Annotated in this window: 14 protein-coding genes; 9 read left to right on the forward strand and 5 right to left on the reverse strand. The window is 69.0% G+C overall.

Features of this window, described 5'->3' with window-relative positions; genetic code table 11:
* The first annotated feature begins 26 nt into the window (after positions 1–26).
* From OHA18_RS29835 to OHA18_RS29865, 7 genes are all read left to right on the forward strand, one after another.
* Positions 27–998, forward strand: coding sequence for an aminotransferase class IV (locus OHA18_RS29835; protein WP_328998647.1), 972 nt, complete (start codon positions 27–29; stop codon positions 996–998).
* Positions 999–1052: 54 nt separating this feature from the next.
* Positions 1053–1946 carry a hypothetical protein gene (locus OHA18_RS29840; protein WP_328998648.1) on the forward strand — a complete coding sequence of 298 codons (894 nt, stop codon included), beginning with the start codon at positions 1053–1055 and terminating at the stop codon, positions 1944–1946.
* 273 nt (positions 1947–2219) lie between these two features.
* The gene (locus tag OHA18_RS29845; protein WP_328998649.1) at positions 2220–3710 is read left to right on the forward strand and encodes a sugar transferase; all 1491 of its coding nucleotides are present in this window, start codon (positions 2220–2222) and stop codon (positions 3708–3710) included.
* Positions 3710–4630 (forward strand): GDP-L-fucose synthase family protein, encoded by a 921-nt coding sequence (locus tag OHA18_RS29850; protein WP_328998650.1) that lies wholly within the window; start codon positions 3710–3712, stop codon positions 4628–4630. Before OHA18_RS29845 ends, OHA18_RS29850 begins: the two co-directional genes overlap by 1 nt.
* Positions 4627–5610: a GDP-mannose 4,6-dehydratase gene (gene gmd, locus OHA18_RS29855; protein ID WP_328998651.1), complete on the forward strand. Its 984-nt coding sequence runs from the start codon at positions 4627–4629 to the stop codon at positions 5608–5610. Before OHA18_RS29850 ends, gmd begins: the two co-directional genes overlap by 4 nt.
* 3 nt (positions 5611–5613) lie before the next feature.
* Complete coding sequence (locus OHA18_RS29860) at positions 5614–6393, forward strand: WecB/TagA/CpsF family glycosyltransferase (RefSeq protein WP_328998652.1); 780 nt, start codon at positions 5614–5616, stop codon at positions 6391–6393.
* Entirely contained in the window at positions 6390–7637 is a 1248-nt protein-coding gene (locus OHA18_RS29865; protein ID WP_328998653.1) for a hypothetical protein, read from the forward strand. Before OHA18_RS29860 ends, OHA18_RS29865 begins: the two co-directional genes overlap by 4 nt.
* Before the next feature lie 199 nt (positions 7638–7836).
* Here the strand turns inward: OHA18_RS29865 and OHA18_RS29870 are convergent, their stop codons facing one another.
* From OHA18_RS29870 to OHA18_RS29880, 3 genes are all read right to left on the reverse strand, one after another.
* Entirely contained in the window at positions 7837–8787 is a 951-nt protein-coding gene (locus OHA18_RS29870; RefSeq protein ID WP_328998654.1) for a type IV toxin-antitoxin system AbiEi family antitoxin domain-containing protein, read from the reverse strand.
* 187 nt (positions 8788–8974) lie between these two features.
* Positions 8975–10504, reverse strand: a complete 1530-nt coding sequence (locus OHA18_RS29875) for a fibronectin type III domain-containing protein (RefSeq protein WP_328998655.1) — start codon at positions 10502–10504, stop codon at positions 8975–8977.
* Positions 10505–10648: 144 nt separating this feature from the next.
* Positions 10649–12868 carry a LamG domain-containing protein gene (locus OHA18_RS29880; RefSeq protein ID WP_328998656.1) on the reverse strand — a complete coding sequence of 740 codons (2220 nt, stop codon included), beginning with the start codon at positions 12866–12868 and terminating at the stop codon, positions 10649–10651.
* Positions 12869–13007: 139 nt separating this feature from the next.
* On the opposite strand from OHA18_RS29880, the gene OHA18_RS29885 reads away from it, so the two are divergent.
* Together OHA18_RS29885 and OHA18_RS29890 are read left to right on the forward strand one after the other, a co-directional pair.
* Positions 13008–14630 (forward strand): Wzz/FepE/Etk N-terminal domain-containing protein, encoded by a 1623-nt coding sequence (locus OHA18_RS29885; protein WP_328998657.1) that lies wholly within the window; start codon positions 13008–13010, stop codon positions 14628–14630.
* Complete coding sequence (locus OHA18_RS29890) at positions 14630–15922, forward strand: O-antigen ligase family protein (protein ID WP_328998658.1); 1293 nt, start codon at positions 14630–14632, stop codon at positions 15920–15922. The genes OHA18_RS29885 and OHA18_RS29890 overlap by 1 nt, the downstream gene beginning before the upstream one ends.
* Here the strand turns inward: OHA18_RS29890 and OHA18_RS29895 are convergent.
* On the reverse strand, positions 15908–17350 hold the full coding sequence (locus OHA18_RS29895) for a right-handed parallel beta-helix repeat-containing protein (RefSeq protein WP_328998659.1): 1443 nt from the start codon (positions 17348–17350) through the stop codon (positions 15908–15910). The two genes, OHA18_RS29890 and OHA18_RS29895, sit on opposite strands and share 15 nt — an antisense overlap.
* Positions 17351–17472: 122 nt before the next feature.
* Positions 17473–18885, reverse strand: coding sequence for a glucuronate isomerase (gene uxaC, locus OHA18_RS29900; protein WP_328998660.1), 1413 nt, complete (start codon positions 18883–18885; stop codon positions 17473–17475).
* Between the last annotated feature and the right edge of the window lie 45 nt (positions 18886–18930).

Below are 18930 nucleotides of genomic sequence, written 5' to 3' on the forward strand. Positions count from 1 at the left end.
ACCACCAATCTCCGGGAAGGCGCCTCATGGCTCACACCGCATCCATATCGCAGCTCACGACGCCGCCGTGGGCGCTCGTCAACGGCGAGCTCGTGCCGTACACCGACGTGAAGATCCACATCGGCGCCGAGGCGCTGACCCGGGCGCTGAGCGTCTTCGAAGGCGTGAAGGGCTACTGGGACTCCGCCGGTGAGACCTTCTCGATCCGGACGCCGCGCCGGCACTACGACCGCCTCTGCCGGTCGGCTTCGCTGTTCCACATCCCGGTCCGGTTCACGTACGAGGAGTTCCTCGCCGGGCTGGCGACGCTGGCCGGCGAGCTGCTCGTGCCGGACAAGGACCTGTGGTTCCGGCCGACCATGTACGTGACCCACGGGCACTGGGGTGAGGCGACCGAGGCCGACCTGGTGGTCACGGCCTTCAGCCAGCGCAAGCTCGACCCGGACCCGATGCGGCTCGGCGTGACGAGCTGGCGCCGGGCGTCCGACCTCGTCCTGCCCACGCGGGTGAAGAGCAGTGCGAACTACGTCGGTGCCCGGATGGCGCGGATCGAGGTACGCCGGCTCGGGTACGACGACGCGATCATGCTCAACGACGCCGGCCGGGTCGCGGAGGCGACCGGTGCCTGCGTCCTGATCGCCCAGCGCGGACGGATCGTGACGCCGCCGACCAGCGAGTCGTGCCTGGACAGCATCACGGTCGACGTCCTCGAGGAGGTGGCCAAGGACCTCGGGATCCCGTTCGACCGGCGACCGATCGAACGGACCGAGCTGCTCGCCGCCGACGAGTGCGGCCTGGCCGGCACCATCTCGGAGCTGACGCTGGTCGCCGAGCTCGACGGTGTCGAGTACGAACAGGCCGGGCTGCTGGCGCAGCTCCGGCAGCGTTACCTGGAGCTCATGCGTGGCGACCTGGCCCTGCCCAACGTCGACCTGGTGCCGTTGGCCGACGCGTCACGTGTAGCACAGCCGGCGGGGGCCGGCGTGCAGGCCGGCTGAGTTCGATCGCGGCCGGCCGGGCTTTTCGCAGTACGACAAGGAGGGGGAACTCCGATGCATTCCATTTATGTCGACGCCGAGTTCGGCGACGACGAGCGTAGGCAGAAGTTGTACGACGGCGACCTGTTCGTCTACTCACCGCGTCCGTCGACGCTGGCGCTGACCGAGTTCGCCGGTGAGATGGCCCGGCAGGCCTTCCACCCGCTCGACCCGGAGACGGCCCAGTTCGACATGGCCGTCGAGGAGTACGCGGCGCTGCTCGCCGAACTGAAGCCGCGGTTCATCCATCACCCGGAGTCGAAGCGGCTCATCCAGGAGATGCTGGCCGACTTCGGCTGCGACCCGGAGGAGGTGTACTTCGACGTACCGCGGATGCGCAGCTCGACGTCGGACGACTACCTGACCACCGGGATCGCGTTCGCGTTCCACCCGCACCGCGACACCTGGTACTCCGCGCCGTTCACCCAGCTCAACTGGTGGCTGCCGATCTTCGCGATCAGCGACGACAACGGGCTGGCGTTCCACCCGCGGTACTGGCAGACCCCGGTGAAGAACAGCTCCCGGGTCTACAACTACGCGGAGTGGAACGCGACCAGCCGGAAGATCGCCGCGACCCAGATCGGCACCGACACCCGCGTGCAGCCGGTGCCGGAAGAAGACGTCGAGCTGGTGCCGCAGATCCGCCCGATCTGCAAGCCGGGCGGGATCATCCTGTTCTCCGGGGCACAGCTGCACTCCAGTGTGCCGAACACCTCGGGCCGGACCCGGTTCAGCATCGACCTGCGCACCGTGCACCTCGGCGACACAGTGAACGGGCGGTCCGCGCCGAACATCGACTCCGAGTGCACCGGCACGACGATGGGCGACTACCTGCGGGTCAGCGACCTCGAGCACATCCCGGCCGAGGTGGTCGCGGAGTACGACACACCAAGTCACGCGACTGTCTGACCAGTCGTCAAGTTCTGTCCGGCCGGCGTCAGCGCGACGCCGGCCGGACTGCCTTGTTTTCTTGATCATTTCGTGATGAACCAACTGGTTCCCGGCTCACAATGCAAGTTCTCCACAAGGAAGGCGGCCTGATGGTCGCCGAGGCCCGTGGTGCGTAGTAATGTTCGGTGACTCGCCGCCGACGCGCGGGTGAATTCTGGGGACGGCCAGCTGCGGAAACCCCCGGGCACGGAGCGTGTTCGAGTGGCCGCAACGTGAGACCGAGGGACAGGTGTGAGCGGAGCTGAGGCGCCCGGCCGGATGGACGGGCACGCACCGCTCTGGGTCGTGCCGCATGAGGTCCCGGCGATCGTTCCGCTGCCGTCGCGCTCGACCGAGCCGCGCTGGGTCGGTGTGTACCGCTGGGCCGCCGTCGGCGGTGACCTGCTGGCCGCGATGCTCGGCGTCTCGATCGCCCTGCTGACCAGGTTCGGGTACCACGTCGGCCCCAGCTATCTCGTCGTGAGCAGTCTGCTGCCGCTGGCGTGGGTCGGCGTGGTCGCGCTGTCGAAGGGCTACGACCCGCGGTACTTCGGCGCCGGGCCGGACGAGTTCCGCTCGCTGATGCGATCCGGTGTCGGACTCACAGCCGCCGTCGCTATGACGTCGTACGTGACCAAGACCGAGATCGCCCGGGGCTTCGTGGTGCTGGCGATCCCGGTGATGGTGGTCTCCGCCCTGCTGCTGCGGTACGCCTTGCGGAAGGACCTGCACCGGCACCGGGTCCGAGGTCGCTGCATGCACAGGGTTCTCGTGGTCGGGCGCAGTGGCCCGGCCGCGACGCTGTGTGAGCACCTCGAGAGTCGTCCGACCGACGGGTTCCGCGTGGTGGCGACCTGCCGGCCACGCGGTGACCGGCACAGCAACGGCCCGTTGCAGCCCGAGGAGCTGGACGAGCCGGACATCCTGGCCGCCGCTGACCGGCACGCGGTCGACGTGGTCGCCATCTCGACCGACCCGGAGCTGGTCGGCCAGTCGCTGCGCCGGCTGTCGTGGGCGCTGGAGCAGCGCGGCATCGAGCTGATCGTCTCGCCGGGCATCATCGAGGTGGCCGGTCCGCGGATCTCGGTCCGCCCGGTCGCCGGTCTGTCCTTGCTGCACCTGGAGCGGCCGTCCGTCAGCGGCGGGCCGCACCTGATGAAGGCGGTCTTCGACCGGACCGTTGCCCTCGGCTTCATCGCCGTACTGTCGCCGCTGCTGATCGGCCTGGCGCTCGCGGTCAAGGTGTCGAGTCCGGGGCCGGTGCTGTTCCGGCAGCAGCGGATCGGCCGCGGCGGCGCCGAGTTCACCATGCTGAAGTTCCGCAGCATGTACTCCGACGCCGAGCAGCGGCTCGGTGACCTGTTCGCGTTGAGCGACGGCAACGGCGTGATCTTCAAGATGCGGGACGACCCGCGGATGACGCCGCTCGGCCGGTGGATCAGGCGGTTCTCGCTCGACGAGCTGCCGCAGCTGTTCAACGTGCTGCGCGGCGACATGTCGCTGGTCGGGCCGCGGCCGCCGCTGGCCGAAGAGGTCGCGCTGTACGCCGCCGACGACTCGCGGCGGATGCTGGTCAAACCCGGCATGACCGGCCTGTGGCAGGTCAGCGGCCGCAGCGACCTGTCGTGGGACGAGTCCGTCCGGCTCGACCTGCGGTACGTCGACAACTGGTCGATGACCCTGGATCTGCTGATCCTCTGGAAGACCGTGCGCGCGGTGATCTACGGCGCGGGAGCGTATTGATGGATTCGGTGTATGTAGCAGGCCATCGTGGACTCGTCGGTTCCGCCATCTGGCGACGGCTCGAGGCCGCTGGTCACACGAACCTGATCGGCGCGTCCTCCGCAGAGCTGGATCTGCGGGACCGGGACGCCACCTTCGCGTTCCTGCAGGAGCACCGGCCGGCCGTGGTCATCGATGCGGCAGCCCGGGTCGGCGGCATCCTCGCGAACCGGGACCACCCGACCGAGTTCCTCAGCGACAACCTGCGTATCCAGGTGAACCTGATGGACGCGGCCCTCGACGTACGCACACCGCGGCTGTTGTTCCTCGGCTCGTCCTGCATCTACCCGAAGTACGCCGACCAGCCGATCCGCGAGTCGAGCCTGCTGACTGGTGAGCTCGAGCCGACCAACGACGCGTACGCGATCGCGAAGATCGCCGGCATCATGCAGGTCCAGGCCGTCCGCCGGCAGCACGGTCTGCGCTGGATCTCCGCGATGCCGACCAACCTCTACGGGCCGAACGACAACTTCGATCCGGCGACGTCGCATGTGCTGCCGGCTCTGATCCGCCGGTTCCACGAGGCTCGTGAGACCGACGCACCTGAGGTCGTGCTGTGGGGGAGCGGTACGCCGCGGCGCGAGTTCCTGCACGTGGACGACCTGGCCGACGCCTGCCTGCACCTGCTCGAGCACTACGACGCGCCGGAGCCGATCAACGTCGGCGTCGGCACCGACGTGTCGATCCGCGAGCTGGCCGAGCTGGTCGCCCGCGTCGCCGGGTACACCGGTGCCCTGAGCAACGATTTGTCCAAGCCGGACGGCACTCCGCGCAAGCTGCTCGACGTGAGCCGGCTGCTGGCGCTGGGCTGGAAGCCGTCCATCGACCTCGAAGACGGTGTGGCCGCCACCTACCGCTGGTACGTGGAGAACCACTCATGAAAAAGGCCTTCGTCACCGGGATCACCGGCCAGGACGGCTCGTACCTGGCCGAGCTGCTGCTCGCCAAGGGCTACGAGGTCCACGGCCTGATCCGGCGCGCGTCGACGTTCAACACCAAGCGGATCGACCACCTGTACGAGGATCCGCACGCGAAGGACAAGCGGCTGTTCCTGCACTACGGCGATCTGACCGACGGGTCGCGACTCGTCACGCTGCTCGCGTCGATCCAGCCGGCCGAGGTGTACCACCTGGCCGCGCAGTCGCATGTGCGGGTGAGCTTCGACGAGCCGGAGTACACCGGGGACACCACCGGGATGGGGACGACGCGGTTGCTCGAGGCGATCCGGATGATCGGACTGGACTGCCGGTTCTACCAGGCGTCCTCGTCGGAGATGTTCGGCGCGACGCCCCCGCCGCAGAACGAGGACACCCCGTTCTACCCGCGGTCGCCGTACGGCGCGGCCAAGCTCTACGGCTACTGGATGACCCGGAACTACCGCGAGGCGTACGACATGTTCGCGGTGAACGGGATCCTGTTCAACCACGAGTCGCCGCGGCGGGGCGAGACGTTCGTGACGCGGAAGATCACCCGCGCGGTCGCCGCGATCAAGCTGGGTCGCCAGGATCGCCTGTACCTGGGCAATCTGGACGCCTGCCGCGACTGGGGTTACGCCCCGGAGTACGTCGAGGGCATGTGGCGGATGCTGCAGCACGACACGCCCGCCGACTACGTGATCGCGACCGGAACGTCGTACTCGGTGAAAGATTTCGTCTCACTGGCCTTCAACCACGTCGGGCTGGACTGGGAGGAGTACGTCGACTACGACTCCCGGTACGTTCGGCCGACCGAAGTGGACTCGCTGATCGGGGACGCGTCCAAAGCCATGACCGAGTTGGGCTGGAAGGCCCAGGTGCACGTGCCCGAGCTGGTTCAGATCATGGTCGACGCGGATCTCGCCGCGCTGACCCCGGAGGACTGACTGATGACCGATATGCAGACCGCGGCGAGCACGGCCGACCGAGTCGATGTCCTGGGCATCCATGTCAGCATCACGAATCCGGACCACACCGTCGAGACGTTCGCCCGCTGGATCGACCACAACGCCCGCGAGCTCGTCTGCGTCACGGACATGAACGCCCTGCTGCACGCGCGCGCCGACGAGCGGCTCACCGAGGTCTACAACACCGCCGGGCTGACGGTGCCGGACGGCATGCCGCTGGTCTGGGCGGGCCAGAAGGCCGGGTTCGAACAGATGGACCGGGTCGCCGGGCCGGACCTGCTCGAGCGGGTGATGGCGGAGGCGGCCGGGCGCGGCTGGACGCAGTACTTCTACGGCGGCGCCGAGGGTGTCGCCGAGGAGTTGCGGGGCGTCTTCCAGGAGCGGCATCCGGCGTTGAAGGTGGTCGGCACCGAGTGCCCGCCGTACCGGCCGCTGACCGAGGCCGAGGACGCGGCCGTGGTCGCCCGGATGAACGAGGCGCGCCCGGACATCATCTGGGTCGGGCTCGGCGCACCGAAGCAGGAGCGCTGGATGGCCGACCACCGCGACCGGCTGAACGCGACGATCCTGATCGGCGTCGGCGCGGCGTTCGACTTCCATACCGGCCGGCTCGACCGCGCCCCGCTGTGGATGCAGCGCGCCGGACTGGAGTGGAGCTACCGGCTCTACAAGGAGCCGAAGCGGCTCTGGAAGCGTTACCTGCTGGGCATTCCGCAGTTCGTCTTCGGCATCCTGCGACGCCCGCCCCGGCCGGTTACTTGAAGCTGAAGAGGCTGAGAGGTCCTGCTGGCCGGGCCAGTTGGGGACTCGCCGACCAAGCGCTGTCGAGCCTCAGCAACCTCGCAGTCGGCGTCGTCGTCGCGCGGTCGAGCACCGTCGCCGACTTCGGTGTCTACGCACTCGCTTTCGGCGGGTACACGATCGCTTTGAACGTGTCCCGTGCGGTCGCCACCGAGCCGCTCGCGGTCCGGTACTCCGGTGATCGCACGCCCGAGTGGCAACGTGCGGTCCGGGCGAGCACGGCAACTGCCTTGCTGACAGGCTTTCTGGCGATGCTCGTAGCGTTGGCGATCGCGGCCTTCCCGGGTGTCCCGTCCAGGGGAGTGCTGATCGCGTTCGCGGTGACGATGCCGGGGCTGCTGCTGCAGGACGCCTGGCGCTGGGCGTTCTTCGTCGTGGGCGAAGGACACAAGGCGTTCGTCAACGATCTGATCTGGCTGCTCGCCATGCTCGCGATCTTCGGCGGTCTCTACCTGACCGGTACGACGTCGGCGTTCAGCCTGACGTTCGGGTGGGGGCTGGGCGCGGTCATCGCCGCGATCGCCGGCCGCTTCCAGGCCGGGGTGGCGCCGCGGCGGCAGCTGATTCGTGAATGGGTGAAGCGGAACTGGGACCTGAGCCCGAAGTACGTCGGGGAGATGCTCGCGGTCTCCGGCACGATCCAGGTCTACATGCTCGGCATCACGGCCGCGGCCGGCCTGGTCGCCACCGCGGGCATCCGCGGCGCGCAGGTCCTGCTCGGCCCGGTCAACGTGCTGAACCAGGGCATCCGGATGATCTCCGTACCCGAAGCCGCCCGCGCCCTGCGGCACTCGTACCGTCGCCTGTGGCTGGTCGGACTGGCCATCTCGCTCGGCGTCGGAGCCGGCGCACTGGCCTGGGGTGCTGTCTTCCTCCTGCTTCCGGCCGTCGTCGGCCGGGAACTGCTCGGCCCGGGAGTGTGGACGCAGGCTCACAGCGTCCTCATCCCGGTCATCCTGCTCCAAGCCCTCGGCGCCTCGAACGCCGGCGCTTTCGCGATCATGCGAGCCCTCACCGCCGCCACCCGCGGCCTGCGCGTCCGCCTGATCTCGTCGGTCATCCTGATCACCTGCGGTGTCGGCGGCGCCTTCCTCTGGGGCCCGAAGGGCGCGGCCTGGGGCCTGGCCGGCGCCTCGTTCACCACCTTGCTGCTGTGGTGGAACGAGGCACACCGAGCCATCGCCGCCCACCGCCGCGCCAACTAACCCACCCACCCCCACCCACCGCCCCGCCCGCCACCGCCCCGCCCGCTACCGCCTCGCCTCGCCTCGCCTGTCCGTCTCAGGGGTCAACCCCTGAGGGGGACGGTTGGCACCCTGAATGCAGGTAGGCAAACCGACCATCTCGGGGGTTGACCCCTGAGACGGCGAGATGGTGCAGGCCCTGGTCGAGTGGCGGATGTCGTCAGGCGGCGCGGCGGGCTCGGGCGAATGCGGCCCGGATGGTGGCGGCCGCGTCGGCCGGACGGTTCAGGTCCGGCCACATCATCCGGACGACTTCGAGCCCGATGCCGCGCAGCCGGTCCTCGCGGATCTTCTCCTGGACGAGTACGTCGCTCGATGCGTCCGCGTACTTCAGCCTGCCGTCGAACTCGACGACCGTGTTGCGCCCGGAGAAGTCGAAATCGACTCGTCCGATGATCCCGTGCCTGTCACGATAAACGACCTGGAGCTCGGGGACCGGCAGCCCCTGGTTGTGCATCAGGACCCGAAAGCGAGATTCTCCGACCGACTCCGATCGGCCGTCGGCGAAGCTGAGCGCGGCCCGTGCAGTGGCGCTTCCTGGCCAGAACTCGGTGAGCTGGAGCAGCCGGAGCAGCTCCTGTCCGTCGATCGCGTGATCGCGCAGAGCCGCGTCAGCGAAAACCACGGCCGCCTCGAACGACGCCGTACAGGCGGACTCGACGACGCTTCTGGGCAAAGCCGTCGTGGTCTGACCTCCGATCATCGCGAGGTCGTCGGATGCCAGGCTGCCCCGGTGGTACCGGACATCCGCAACAGGGCCGCTGTGTCTGCGCTCGTCCAGGCGAGTGAGGTGCACCTGCGACAAGTCGACGCCCCACAACGGCAGCCCGTGCAGGAGAAGCGACGACTGATGGCTGATCGCCACGGACCCGGGTCGCATCGCGTTCATCACGGCGTACACCAGCTGCCGGTACCGACTCAGCTCCTGGTCCCAGGGGGCCAGCCGGCTGAGGTCGACCGCTTCGGCGTACTGCCCGTAACGCACCCGCAGCCATCGTCCGCTGCGAACCCGGTCCCGAATCCCGCGCGGTGTGTACCCGCAGGCGAGCGCCTGCCCCCGGCTGAACACGCCACCTTGGCTCTCGGCCACCACGGCGAGCATCGGATTCATCCCGCAAGGATCGTCCATCGCGCCCGTCCGCCGCATCCCCGGAACCGAGCGCTGTGGATAACTCATCCCCAGCCACGAACGTCTCAGGGGTCAACCCCGCAGGTTGTCGGTTGCATTGCCGGATTCTTCATCCGCAACCGACCATCCGCGGGGTTGACCCCTGAGACGTCCCAACGACGACTGCGGGCTAGGGGATCTTCACGCTCGCGGTGGCGCCCTTCATGATGTTGCGGCCGTCGTGTACTTCGATGTGGTACGCGTACGTCGAGCCGCGCTTGAGGCCGCGGTCCACCACCTGGTAGCTCTTGCGGGCCTGCCAGAAGTACGACGTGTAGGCGTTCGATCCGACGTTCAGCGAGCCCCGGAACACGTTGTATGTCAGCGTCAGGTTGTCCAGGTCGTACACGTCGGAGTACGTGACGTAGACCCGGCCGGACGTCGTCGCGCTCAGCGTCGGCGCCTTCGGTACGGCGGGAGCCGCGCCGCCGGCCGCGTTCGTGAACCGGGTGATGCCGACCTGGATCTGGCCGTTCACGTGCAGGAAGTCGCCGCCGACCCAGAGGTCGGTGTCGCCGCCGGCCATCGCCAGCGGACCGACCTGCGTGGTGCTCTTCGGGTTCGCGTCGGTGTTCGGGAACCAAGGTCCGAGGTTGCCGTTGATCGCGCTCTCGACCAGCAGGTAGTGCGTCCCGGAGCCGTTGGCGAAGCCGTTCGGCGTGGAGCTGCAGTCGTGCGCGTGCGAGCCCTTGTAGACCCAGTTGCCGATCGCCTTGATCGCCTCGGTCGCGCCCAGGCACTTGTTCTGCCACAGCAGCTGGCCGGTCGAGACCTGCGCGGCGAGTACGCCGTCGTAGCAGCCGCCGCCGTCACCGCCGTTGGAGACGAACACCTTGTCGCCGAGCGTGTCGATGTCCTTCACCCGCGTCGTGCAGGTCGCGGTCGGCTTCGGGATCGCGGCCGCGGCCGGGAACGCGAAGGCCGCGCCGGTGGTGTTGTTCAGCATCGCCAGCGAGTAGTGGTCCTTGCCGTTGATCGTGCTGAACGGGCCGCCGACGAACACCCGGGTGCCGTTGTCGGACACGTCGATCGCGTACACGTCGTTGTTGGCGTTCGGGTTCCACGGCAGCACGTCACCTTGCAGCAGCCGGACCGCGCCGAGCCGGTTACGGACCACGCCGTCGATCTTTCCGAACGCGCCCCCGATGAACACGCTGTTGCCGTAGATGGCCAGTGCCTTCACGCGGGCCGCGACCACCGGGTCCCAGGCCTGCACGATCTTGCCGGTGGCGACGCTGAACATCGCGATCTTGCTGCGCCGCAAGCCGTTCACCATGGTGAAGTCGCCGCCGATCACGACCCACTTGCCGTCCGGACTGGTCGCGATGGCATAGACCGGACCGTTCACCGTCGGCGCGAACGCGGTCGGCTTCCCGGTGGTCCGGTCGAACGCGGCGACGTAGCTGCGGAGGGTCTCGGGCGCCTGGCCCGACGCCATCCCCGGCTGCCGGAGCCTGGTGAACAGACCGCCGGCGAACACGGTGTTACCCGCGACGGCCAGCGCGTTGACGCTGTTGTTGGTCTGCCACGAAGTCTGCTTGATCGCGGATACCGCGGAGGCGAAGCCCGGAGTCGCCGCCTCCACCGGCGGTCCGGAGGGGATCAACGCCGCGGCCAGAACAGCCGCGCCGGTGACAAGGGCCAGCACTAACTTCTTCATTTATGTCCTTCGACAGGCGGGGGCCGTACAGCGCGTGCCTCATCACGCACCAGCGGCGGACATTACCGCTGTGGGAGGCCCACCGGAAGCGGGCCTCCCAACCGCGTTATGAGTTTGTGCCAAACCTTGCAGAAAGGGGCCTTTTCACTTTGCTGCGTAGTGAGTTTGGACCTGCAAGGGAGTGAGCGCGTACGGGTAGACGGCGGCCTCGTCGATGCCCATTCCGGTCTGGGTCGCTCCGCCGCCGGGCCACGAGTTCGTCAGGTCGTATCCGACCCGCCACCAGCCGTAGTACGTCGATGCCGAACCGACGAGCGCACTGCCACTGAGTACGCCGTCGACGTACAGCTTCATCATGCCGCTGTCGTACGTGCCGACCACGTGGTGCCACAGGCCGTCGTTGTCGCCCGACGGGCTGGTGAGCGTCCGCTGTGCGCCGTCGTTGACGCCGAAGACGATCGATCCGTTGGTCCGCATGTACAGCATCCGGTCGCCGCCACCGCCGCTGTTCCCGGTCTTCGAGTTGCCGAAGCCGATGATCCGGCCGCCACGGCCGACGCCGCTCTGCTTGACCCACGCCTCGACGCTGAACTGCTGCGGGAAGCTGTACGCCTTCTCGCCGGCCATCCGGCCGGTGCTCGAGCTGGTCGTCATCGCCGTGTTGCCGGCGATCGCGCCGGCACCGCCCAGCGTCACTCCGGTGAACGTGCCGTTGTTGCTCTGCCCGGAGGAGTCGACGGACGTCGTCGTACCGGCCGCTTCACCGAGCCGCCAGTACGCCTGCGGACCGTCCGCGTTGATGATCTGGTCGTACGCCGTGGATGCGGTCGAGGCGACCGTGATCGGGTCGGAGTAGTTGCCGCGGATCGTATTGCTGCCGTCGGTGACCTCGACGCGGTAGTTCGTCACCTCACCCGGAGCCGAGGAGGTGTCGGTGTAGCTGAGCCACGGCCGGTACCACGGTGTCGAGGTAGCGGTCCAGGTCGCGATCGTGGTGTTGGTGAACCCCTTCAGCAACCGGTACGTCAGCGTGCTGTCGTCGTTGTCGACCACGGTCGGGAAGTGGATCTGTACGACGCCCGGCTGGACGCTGTACGGCAGCAGCTTGGCCGGCTTGGCCGGAGCCGCACCCGGGGCCGCGTTCGTGAAGTGGGTCAGGCCCTGCTGGGCCACGTCGTTCACGTGCAGGAAGTCGCCGCCGGCCCACAGGTCGTTGCCGCTGGTCGCGAACGCCAGCGGACCGACGTTGGTGGCGCTGTTCGGGTCCGCGTCGGTGTTCGGGAACCACGGGCCGAGCGACCCGTCGGTCAGCTTCTCGCTCAGCAGGAAGCGGTAGTCGAAGCCCTGCGGGAAGCCGCCGGCGCCCTGGTTGGCGCAGTCGTGGGCGTGCGAGCCCTTGTACAGCCACCCGTTGACGACCTTGACCGCTTCGGTCGCGCCGAGGCACTGGTTCTTCCACTTCAGGGTGTTGGTCGCGATGTCGACCGCCCAGGTGCCGTCGAAGCAGCCGCCGCCGTCACCGCCGTTCCCGAAGTACACGGTGCCGCCGCTGGCGTCGATGGTCTTCACCCGGGTCGTGCAGGACCCGTTCGGCGGCGGTACGGCGGAGCCGCCGGGGAAGGGCAGTACTGCGCCGGTGACCGGGTCGAGGCTGGTCGCGGTGTTCTGGTTGGTGCCGTTGACGGTGCTGAACTGGCCACCGGCGTACACCTTGGACGCGTCGTCCGCGGCGTCGACGGCGTACACGTCGCCGTTCACCGAGGGCGCCCAGGGCAACAGAGTGCCGGTGTCGGTGGTGACCGCGGCGAGCCGGTTGCGGGTCAGGTTGTTCACCAGGCCGAACGAGCCGCCGAAGTACACGGTCGTGCCGGAGACGGCGATCGTCTTGACCCGGTAGGACACCGACGGCTTCCAGTTCGTCACCAGGGCGCCGGTCGCGGTGTCGAAGGCGGCGATCCGGTTCCGGGTCTGGCCGTTGACGGTGGTGAAGTCACCGCCGACGAAGATCCGCGAGCCGTCCGCGGAAGCGGCCACCGCGTAGACCTGACCGTTGAGCACCGGGTTGAACGAGCTGACCAGCGCGCCGGTGCTCGCGTCGAACGCGGCCAGGTACGCCTGGCCGACCTCACCGGTCCCGGCGGCGGCGCCCGGCGGCCGGACGCTGGTGAAGCGCCCGCCGGCGTAGGCCTTCCCGGCGGCGACCGCGATGCCCTGGACGCTGGCGTTGGTCTGCCAGGTGGTGCTCGCGGTGGCCGAGAGCGAGGCCTCGATGCTCTGCGCGGGCGGCGCGATCGCCACCACCAGCGCTCCGGCGAGCAGAGTGCCCACGACCCCCAGCCGCGTGAACAGACGTGTCTTCCTCATGCTGCGATGTCCCCCCTTGGACATGAAAGTGAAAACCCCAGATTCCCCCGAGAAGAGCGTAGGGCACTGGACAAGGTGCTGTGATCACATTCCGGTGCCTATATCCTGGGGCGCTGGCAGCTAAGGAGTGAGGTAGCGAATGGAACCGGGCACCGTGGTCTGGCGGGAAACCGCTCAGTCCCTGCTGCGGCAGAAGTGGCTGATCATGGGCTGCATCGTGCTCGGACTGCTCGGCGCCTCGGTGTTCGCGCTCTCCCAGACCACGCGGTGGACCGCCTCGAGCCAGCTGGTGATCGGCCCGGCCGTGCCGCCGGCCCTGGTCGGGAAGCTGTCGGACGGCGCGGACAAGACCGGGCCGCTCGGGATGGACCTGCCGGCCGAGACCCAGGCCCGGGTGATGGCCAGCCCGACGCTGCTGGCCGCCGTGGTGAAGCAGCTCGGCATGCCGACCGACGACAAGACCATCCAGGAGCTCGCCACGGTGACCCGGGTGAAGGCGGTCACCGACAACGCCTACCTGGTCACCACCGACGGCCCGACCGCCCAGAAGGCGGTCGACCGGGCGAACGCGATCGCCTCGATCTACCTGAAGCAGCGCAACGACGAGGCCAAGGCGCTGCTGACGAACCTGGCCGAGCAGGCGCAGGCCCGCTCGAAGACGGCGACCACGCAGTCCCGGAGTCTGGTCAGCCAGATCGACGAGGCCGTCGGCCGTGGCGACAACCAGACCGCGGCGGCGCTGCGGGACCAGCGGGTCGGGCTGGCGACCGAGGCCCGGCAGGCCGCGGACGACGCGGCCGCGATGCTGAAGGCACTGTCCACGGTTGGCTCCGGGAGCCAACTGGTGACCCCGGCAACGACCGACACCGCCAGCTCGTCGCCGATCGTTGCCCGCGACATCCTCGTCGGCGGGATCCTCGGGCTCGTGCTCGGCTTCGGTCTCGCGCTGCTGCGCTCGCACCTGACGCCGTACATCCTGACCCGGGATCAGGCGGCCCGGGCGACCAGTTCGCCGGTGATCGCGGCCTCCGAGGGGCATCGGCGCCGGTTCTGGCGGCGGTCGGCCCCGGAGCTTCCGCAGTACGAGATCACCGCGCTGGGCGCCGAGGCGAGTGGCGCGCTGGCGCGCCGGGAGCTGAGCCCGCGCGCGTTCGCGGGCGGCGGTCCGGGCGCGCTGCTGGTGGTCTCGGCCTCGCCGACGCCGAACTCGGCCGGGATCGCGCTCGCGATGGCCGAGGCGAACGCGCGTGACGGCCGGGAGACCCTGCTGGTCCTGGCCGACATCGAAGGTACGCCGGTGCTGCCGCATCTCACCGGCCACGAAGGACTGACCGACCTGGTCAACGAGCCGGCGGCGACCCGCGCGATCCGCGCCCGCAAGCTGTTCCGGCCCGGGACGGTCGCTGATCTGTACGTGCTGCCGCCCGGTCTGAACCACGAGGAGACCGCCGAGGCGGTCGGCCCGTCGCTGGTGCCGGGCATCGTGGCCGATCTGCCGCCGGGGTACTCCGTCGTCATCCACGGCCCGGCGTCGGTCGGGCGGCACGGGATCACGCCGCTGGCCGCCGCCGTGGACGCATCGGTGCTGGTGGTCCAGGTCGGTCTCGACAAGGAGATGGACGTCGCGCGGTTGACGGGTGCGCTGCAGTTCGCCGGCGCCCCGGTCCTGGGCGTCGTGCTGATCGGCACCGCGGTGCAGGACGAGACCCTCGGGATCCCGCTGAACTACAAGCCGCTGGACTCGGCCGCGCCGCCGCGCTGATGCTGAGCACGTACTCTCGCGGCGATCGGCTGGCCCCGGCGGTGCCGGGGACGGTCGAGGGCGAGGTCGAGCGGCCGGCCTGGTTCTGGCTGATGCTGTGGTGCCTGTTCGTGCTCGGCGTCCAGCCGTGGTCTTCGCGGGTCGCCGCGCCGCAGGGCACGACCGGGTCCACGAACAGCATGGCGAAGGGCGTGCTGCTCGGCGTGGTCTTCCTGGTCGCGCTCGCAGCCACCAAGCCGGGATTCCGGACCCGGGTGAATCCGGCCAGCTGGCTCTACGTGATGTACGTGCTGTTCGCCTGCGCGACCGCATTCCTGCTGGCCGAACCGATGGGTCCGTTGACCCGGTTGGCGCGGTTCCTGATCGGGCTGGTGTTCGTCTTCCTGTTGTGGCGGCCGCTGGTGCAGGTTCCGGAGCGGTTGGTCCGGGCACATCTGTGGGCCCACCTGTTGCTGGCAGCAACCGTCGTGCTGAGCCTTGCCTATGATCCGGGCCAGGCGTGGCGGCCGCTGAGCTCGCTGGGCACGGGGTCACGGCTGCAGGGCGTCATCATCCCGATGCTGCCGCCGCGGGTCGGCGAGGTCGGGGCGATCCTGCTCGGGCTGGCGCTGATCGGGCTGTTCTGCCGGAAGCTGTCGGCGCTGCCGGCGCTTGCCCTCATCGGGCTGGGCGGCGTCTTGATCGCGGCGAGCCGGACCCGCACGTCCGCGGCCGCGGTCGCGCTCGGGCTGGTGGTGGCGTTGATCGTGACCCGGAAGACCTGGGCGGGCCGGATCGCGAGTCTCGCGGTGCCCGCCCTCCTCGGCCTGGCGTTCCTGACCATCGGGTCACTGCACACCTGGTTGCTGCGCGGCCAGGGCACGCAGCAGATCAGCTCGCTGAGCGGTCGTACGACGAGCTGGCAGGCGGTCATCGACGAGCACGTGTCCACCCAGACCGCGATCATCGGCCACGGCCTCGGCAACAAGCGGGTCCTGCTGCGTCGCGGCGAGGGCGACATCGACGTGATGGCCATCGACAACAGCTGGCTCGGCCTGTACTGGGAGACCGGTCTGCTGGCCGTCGCGATCGTCGCGATCGCGCTGATCGTCGCGTGGGTCTCGGTCCTCCGCGCGCCCACGCCGTACATCCGCGCCTGCGGAGCCCTCCTGCTGGCCTACGTCACCGCCGCTTCGCTGAACGAGAGCGGCCTGTCCGACCTGTCGTCGATGACGGTGCACCTACTGGTCGCCGCCGCGATCTGCGACGCCGACAGGCTCCGACATCGAAGACGTGCGCTAGCTGCTCACTGAGTCCTGGTCGAAGCCGGATTGTTGCCACTCCGACCAGGTCATCGTCTTGCCGCGGTACGCGAAGTGGTCGGCGCCCTGGTAGCTGTTCCGGCGGAACGTGATCGCGCCGGGCTGCGCGGGGGAGCGTTTGTTCTCCACCACGCCGAGGGACGAGGCGGCGTCGCTCATCACGACCAGGTTGCCCTCGACGAGGACGTTGCGCAGTACGTACGTACCGCGCGGACCGTCGCCGCGGGTGCGGGACTGGATCGACAACGCGTTGCGGTTGTCCTTGATCAGGTTGCCGCGGACCTGCACGTCGGAGGACGTGTTGACGTTGATACCGCCGCCGTCCCAGAGCGTGCCGCCCGAGCCGCGGCCGGTGCCGAACCCGTTGTGCTCGACGACGTTCTGGTCGATGACGGCGGAGTAGCTGATCTCGTACCGGATCCCGTCCGCCGCGTTGTCCCGGATCCGGTTCCCGGAGATCCGGCGGTCGTACTCCGCGATATCGCTCCAGATCCCGATGCCGCGGTTCGCGATGATGTCGTTGCCGCTGACCTCGCCGGACGACCGGGTCGACTTGATCCCGCCGGACTCCCAGTCCGCGATCCAGAAACCGTCGGTGTTGTTCCGGGTGACCAGGTTCGCGGTGATCTTCACGCCGGCCGATTTGTACTGGCCGATGCCGAGCTGCCCGTTGTCGGCCACGGTGTTGCGGCTGACCTCGGTGCCGTCGCCCTCGATCACCATGATGCCGACGGCGTGGTTCCAGCGGACCTCGTTCGCGGTCACCTTCCAGCCGCGGCCGGCCTGCAGCGCGCCGGCCTGCGGGCGGCTCGCGAACTGCTGGATGGTCAGGCCGGTCACCGTGACGTCGTCCGCCGACTTGTCGATCGCGGTCTGCGTCCTGGCCATCTCGATCACGTGACCGGTCGGGTTGCCGCCGAGGTACACGACGTTCGCCTTGTAGTCACCGAAGAACGTGCCTGCCTCGAGTTGGCTCGGGCTCATGACGCGGGTCAGATGCTTGCCGTCCTGGAACACTTGCTCGCCGAGCTGGCACGGCTTGGTCTTGTCGTCCTCGCACTGACCCTTCAATGGGTACGCCGCGGGCAGCGCACCCTGGACCGTCCAGGCATTGCCGGCCCGCTTCCATCCGGTCAGCCGGACGGATCCGCTGAGTACGGCGCCGGCGTTTCCGGCCAGCGTGTCCTTGCTGCGCGGCTGGATCGGGCGGGTGATCCGATGAACGCCCTTGGCGAAGCAGAAGGTCGTTCCCGCGGGGGCAGCGTCGATGATCGGCTGCGGGTCGCTGCCCACCGGGATGTCCGTGCCGTTGCAGGGCTTCGCCGTACCCGGGCCCGTCGGTCCGAGTACGGCGGCCGCTGCGGTCGGGGGAGCGGTGGGCACGGTGACTGTGGTGGTGGCAGTCGGCTTCGGAGGCACGGTCGAACCTCCTGAATCCGAACAGCCCGCAACCAGCAGCAGCGCGGCACCAGCGGCCGCGACAACCCCACGCCTCATCCAGGTCCCTTCACACACCCCCGGGCGAACAGATCTGCGTGAGACTACCTGTTCGAGAGGTACGTGTCCTTCGCCAGGTCGTAGGCGAGTGCCTTCGCAACGGTGAAGGCGTCGTCCTCGTCGAGCCGGTGCTGTACGACGAGGTTGGCCAGGTACCCGGCGTCGATCCGGCGGGCGAGGTCATGGCGCGCCGGGATCGACAGGTACGCGCGGGTGTCGTCGACGAACCCGGACATGTTGTAGAAGCCCGCCGTCTCGGTAACGAGCTCCCGGAACCGCCGCATGCCGTCGGGGCTGTCCAGGAACCACCACGGCGCACCCAGCCGCACCGCCGGGTAGACACCGGCCAGCGGCGCGAGCTCCCGGGAGTACACGGTCTCGTCGACGGTGAACAGCACGATCCGGAAGCCGTCCGCGTGCCCGAACCGCTCCAGCAAGGGCCGCAACGACCGCGTGAACTCGGTCGCCACCGGGATGTCGTGCCCCTGGTCCGCACCGTACGTCGCGAAGATCGCCGGATCGTGGTCCCGCAGTACGCCGGGATGCAGCTGCATCACCAGTCCGTCCTCGGCCGACATCACCGCCGACTGATACAGCATGTGGCCCGCGAACGCCGCCGCGTCCTCGGCCGTGACGTCGCCCTTCAGCGCACCCGTATAGATCCGCCCCGCCTCTGCATCGGTCAGCGGTACTGCGGCCGCGCTCAGGTGACCGTGGTCAGTGGCCCGCGCACCTGCCGCGACGAAGGCACGCCGCCGCTGGCGAATGGCTTCCAGGAATCCGCCGTACGTCGAGGTGTCGACGTCGGCCAAGGCGCCGAGCTGGGCCACCAGCTCGGGCCAGCCGGCGCGGTCGGGATGTGCGACGGCATCGGGCCGGAAGGTCGGAACCACCCGGCCGGGCAGGTCGGCCGCGAGCGTCGCGTGCTGCGCGAGGTCGTCGGTGGCCGCGTCGGTGGTGGAGATCAGCTCGATGTTGAAACGGTCGAGCAACGCCCGCGGCCGGAACTCGGGCTCCGCGAGACGGGCCGTGATCTGGTCGTACAGCTCGTCGGCGTTCTCGGCGGACGGGTGCACCGTGAGGCCGAGGACCTCGGCGAACTCGTGCTCCAGCCAGTACCGGCTCGGGGTGCCGAGGAACAGGTGCCAGTTCGCGCAGAACTCGCGCCAGATCTCCCGGGGCTCGGCGGCCTGCGTGCCGTCACGGCGGGGCAGTCCGAGCTTGTCGGGGGAGACGCCCTGGGAGATCAGCATCCGGGTCACGTAGTGGTCCGGGACGACCAGCAGCCCGGCCGGGTCGCCGAACGGCGCGTCGGTAGCGAACAGTCCGATGTCGACGTGCCCGTGCAGGCAGAGCAGCGGCAGGTCCTTCGTCGAGGCGTGGATCCGGCGGGCGACGTCGCGCGCCTCACCGGCCGGCAGGGCACGGTCCGGATGAGGCTGCAGGGCCTTCGGCATGGGTCCTCCGATGAGCGGTCTGAAACAGATACTGCAAAGGATTGC

Origin of the sequence: Kribbella sp. NBC_00709 (assembly GCF_036226565.1) — a bacterium.
Taxonomy (GTDB): domain Bacteria; phylum Actinomycetota; class Actinomycetes; order Propionibacteriales; family Kribbellaceae; genus Kribbella.

Coding starts and splice junctions, on each gene's coding strand:
- OHA18_RS29835 (WP_328998647.1), top strand. CDS start 27: ATGGCTCACACCGCATCCATATCGCAGCTCACGACGCCGCCGTGGGCG.
- OHA18_RS29840 (WP_328998648.1), top strand. CDS start 1,053: ATGCATTCCATTTATGTCGACGCCGAGTTCGGCGACGACGAGCGTAGG.
- OHA18_RS29850 (WP_328998650.1), top strand. CDS start 3,710: ATGGATTCGGTGTATGTAGCAGGCCATCGTGGACTCGTCGGTTCCGCC.
- gmd (WP_328998651.1), top strand. CDS start 4,627: ATGAAAAAGGCCTTCGTCACCGGGATCACCGGCCAGGACGGCTCGTAC.
- OHA18_RS29860 (WP_328998652.1), top strand. CDS start 5,614: ATGACCGATATGCAGACCGCGGCGAGCACGGCCGACCGAGTCGATGTC.
- OHA18_RS29870 (WP_328998654.1), bottom strand. CDS start 8,787: ATGAATCCGATGCTCGCCGTGGTGGCCGAGAGCCAAGGTGGCGTGTTC.
- OHA18_RS29875 (WP_328998655.1), bottom strand. CDS start 10,504: ATGAAGAAGTTAGTGCTGGCCCTTGTCACCGGCGCGGCTGTTCTGGCC.
- OHA18_RS29880 (WP_328998656.1), bottom strand. CDS start 12,868: ATGAGGAAGACACGTCTGTTCACGCGGCTGGGGGTCGTGGGCACTCTG.
- OHA18_RS29885 (WP_328998657.1), top strand. CDS start 13,008: ATGGAACCGGGCACCGTGGTCTGGCGGGAAACCGCTCAGTCCCTGCTG.
- OHA18_RS29890 (WP_328998658.1), top strand. CDS start 14,630: ATGCTGAGCACGTACTCTCGCGGCGATCGGCTGGCCCCGGCGGTGCCG.
- uxaC (WP_328998660.1), bottom strand. CDS start 18,885: ATGCCGAAGGCCCTGCAGCCTCATCCGGACCGTGCCCTGCCGGCCGGT.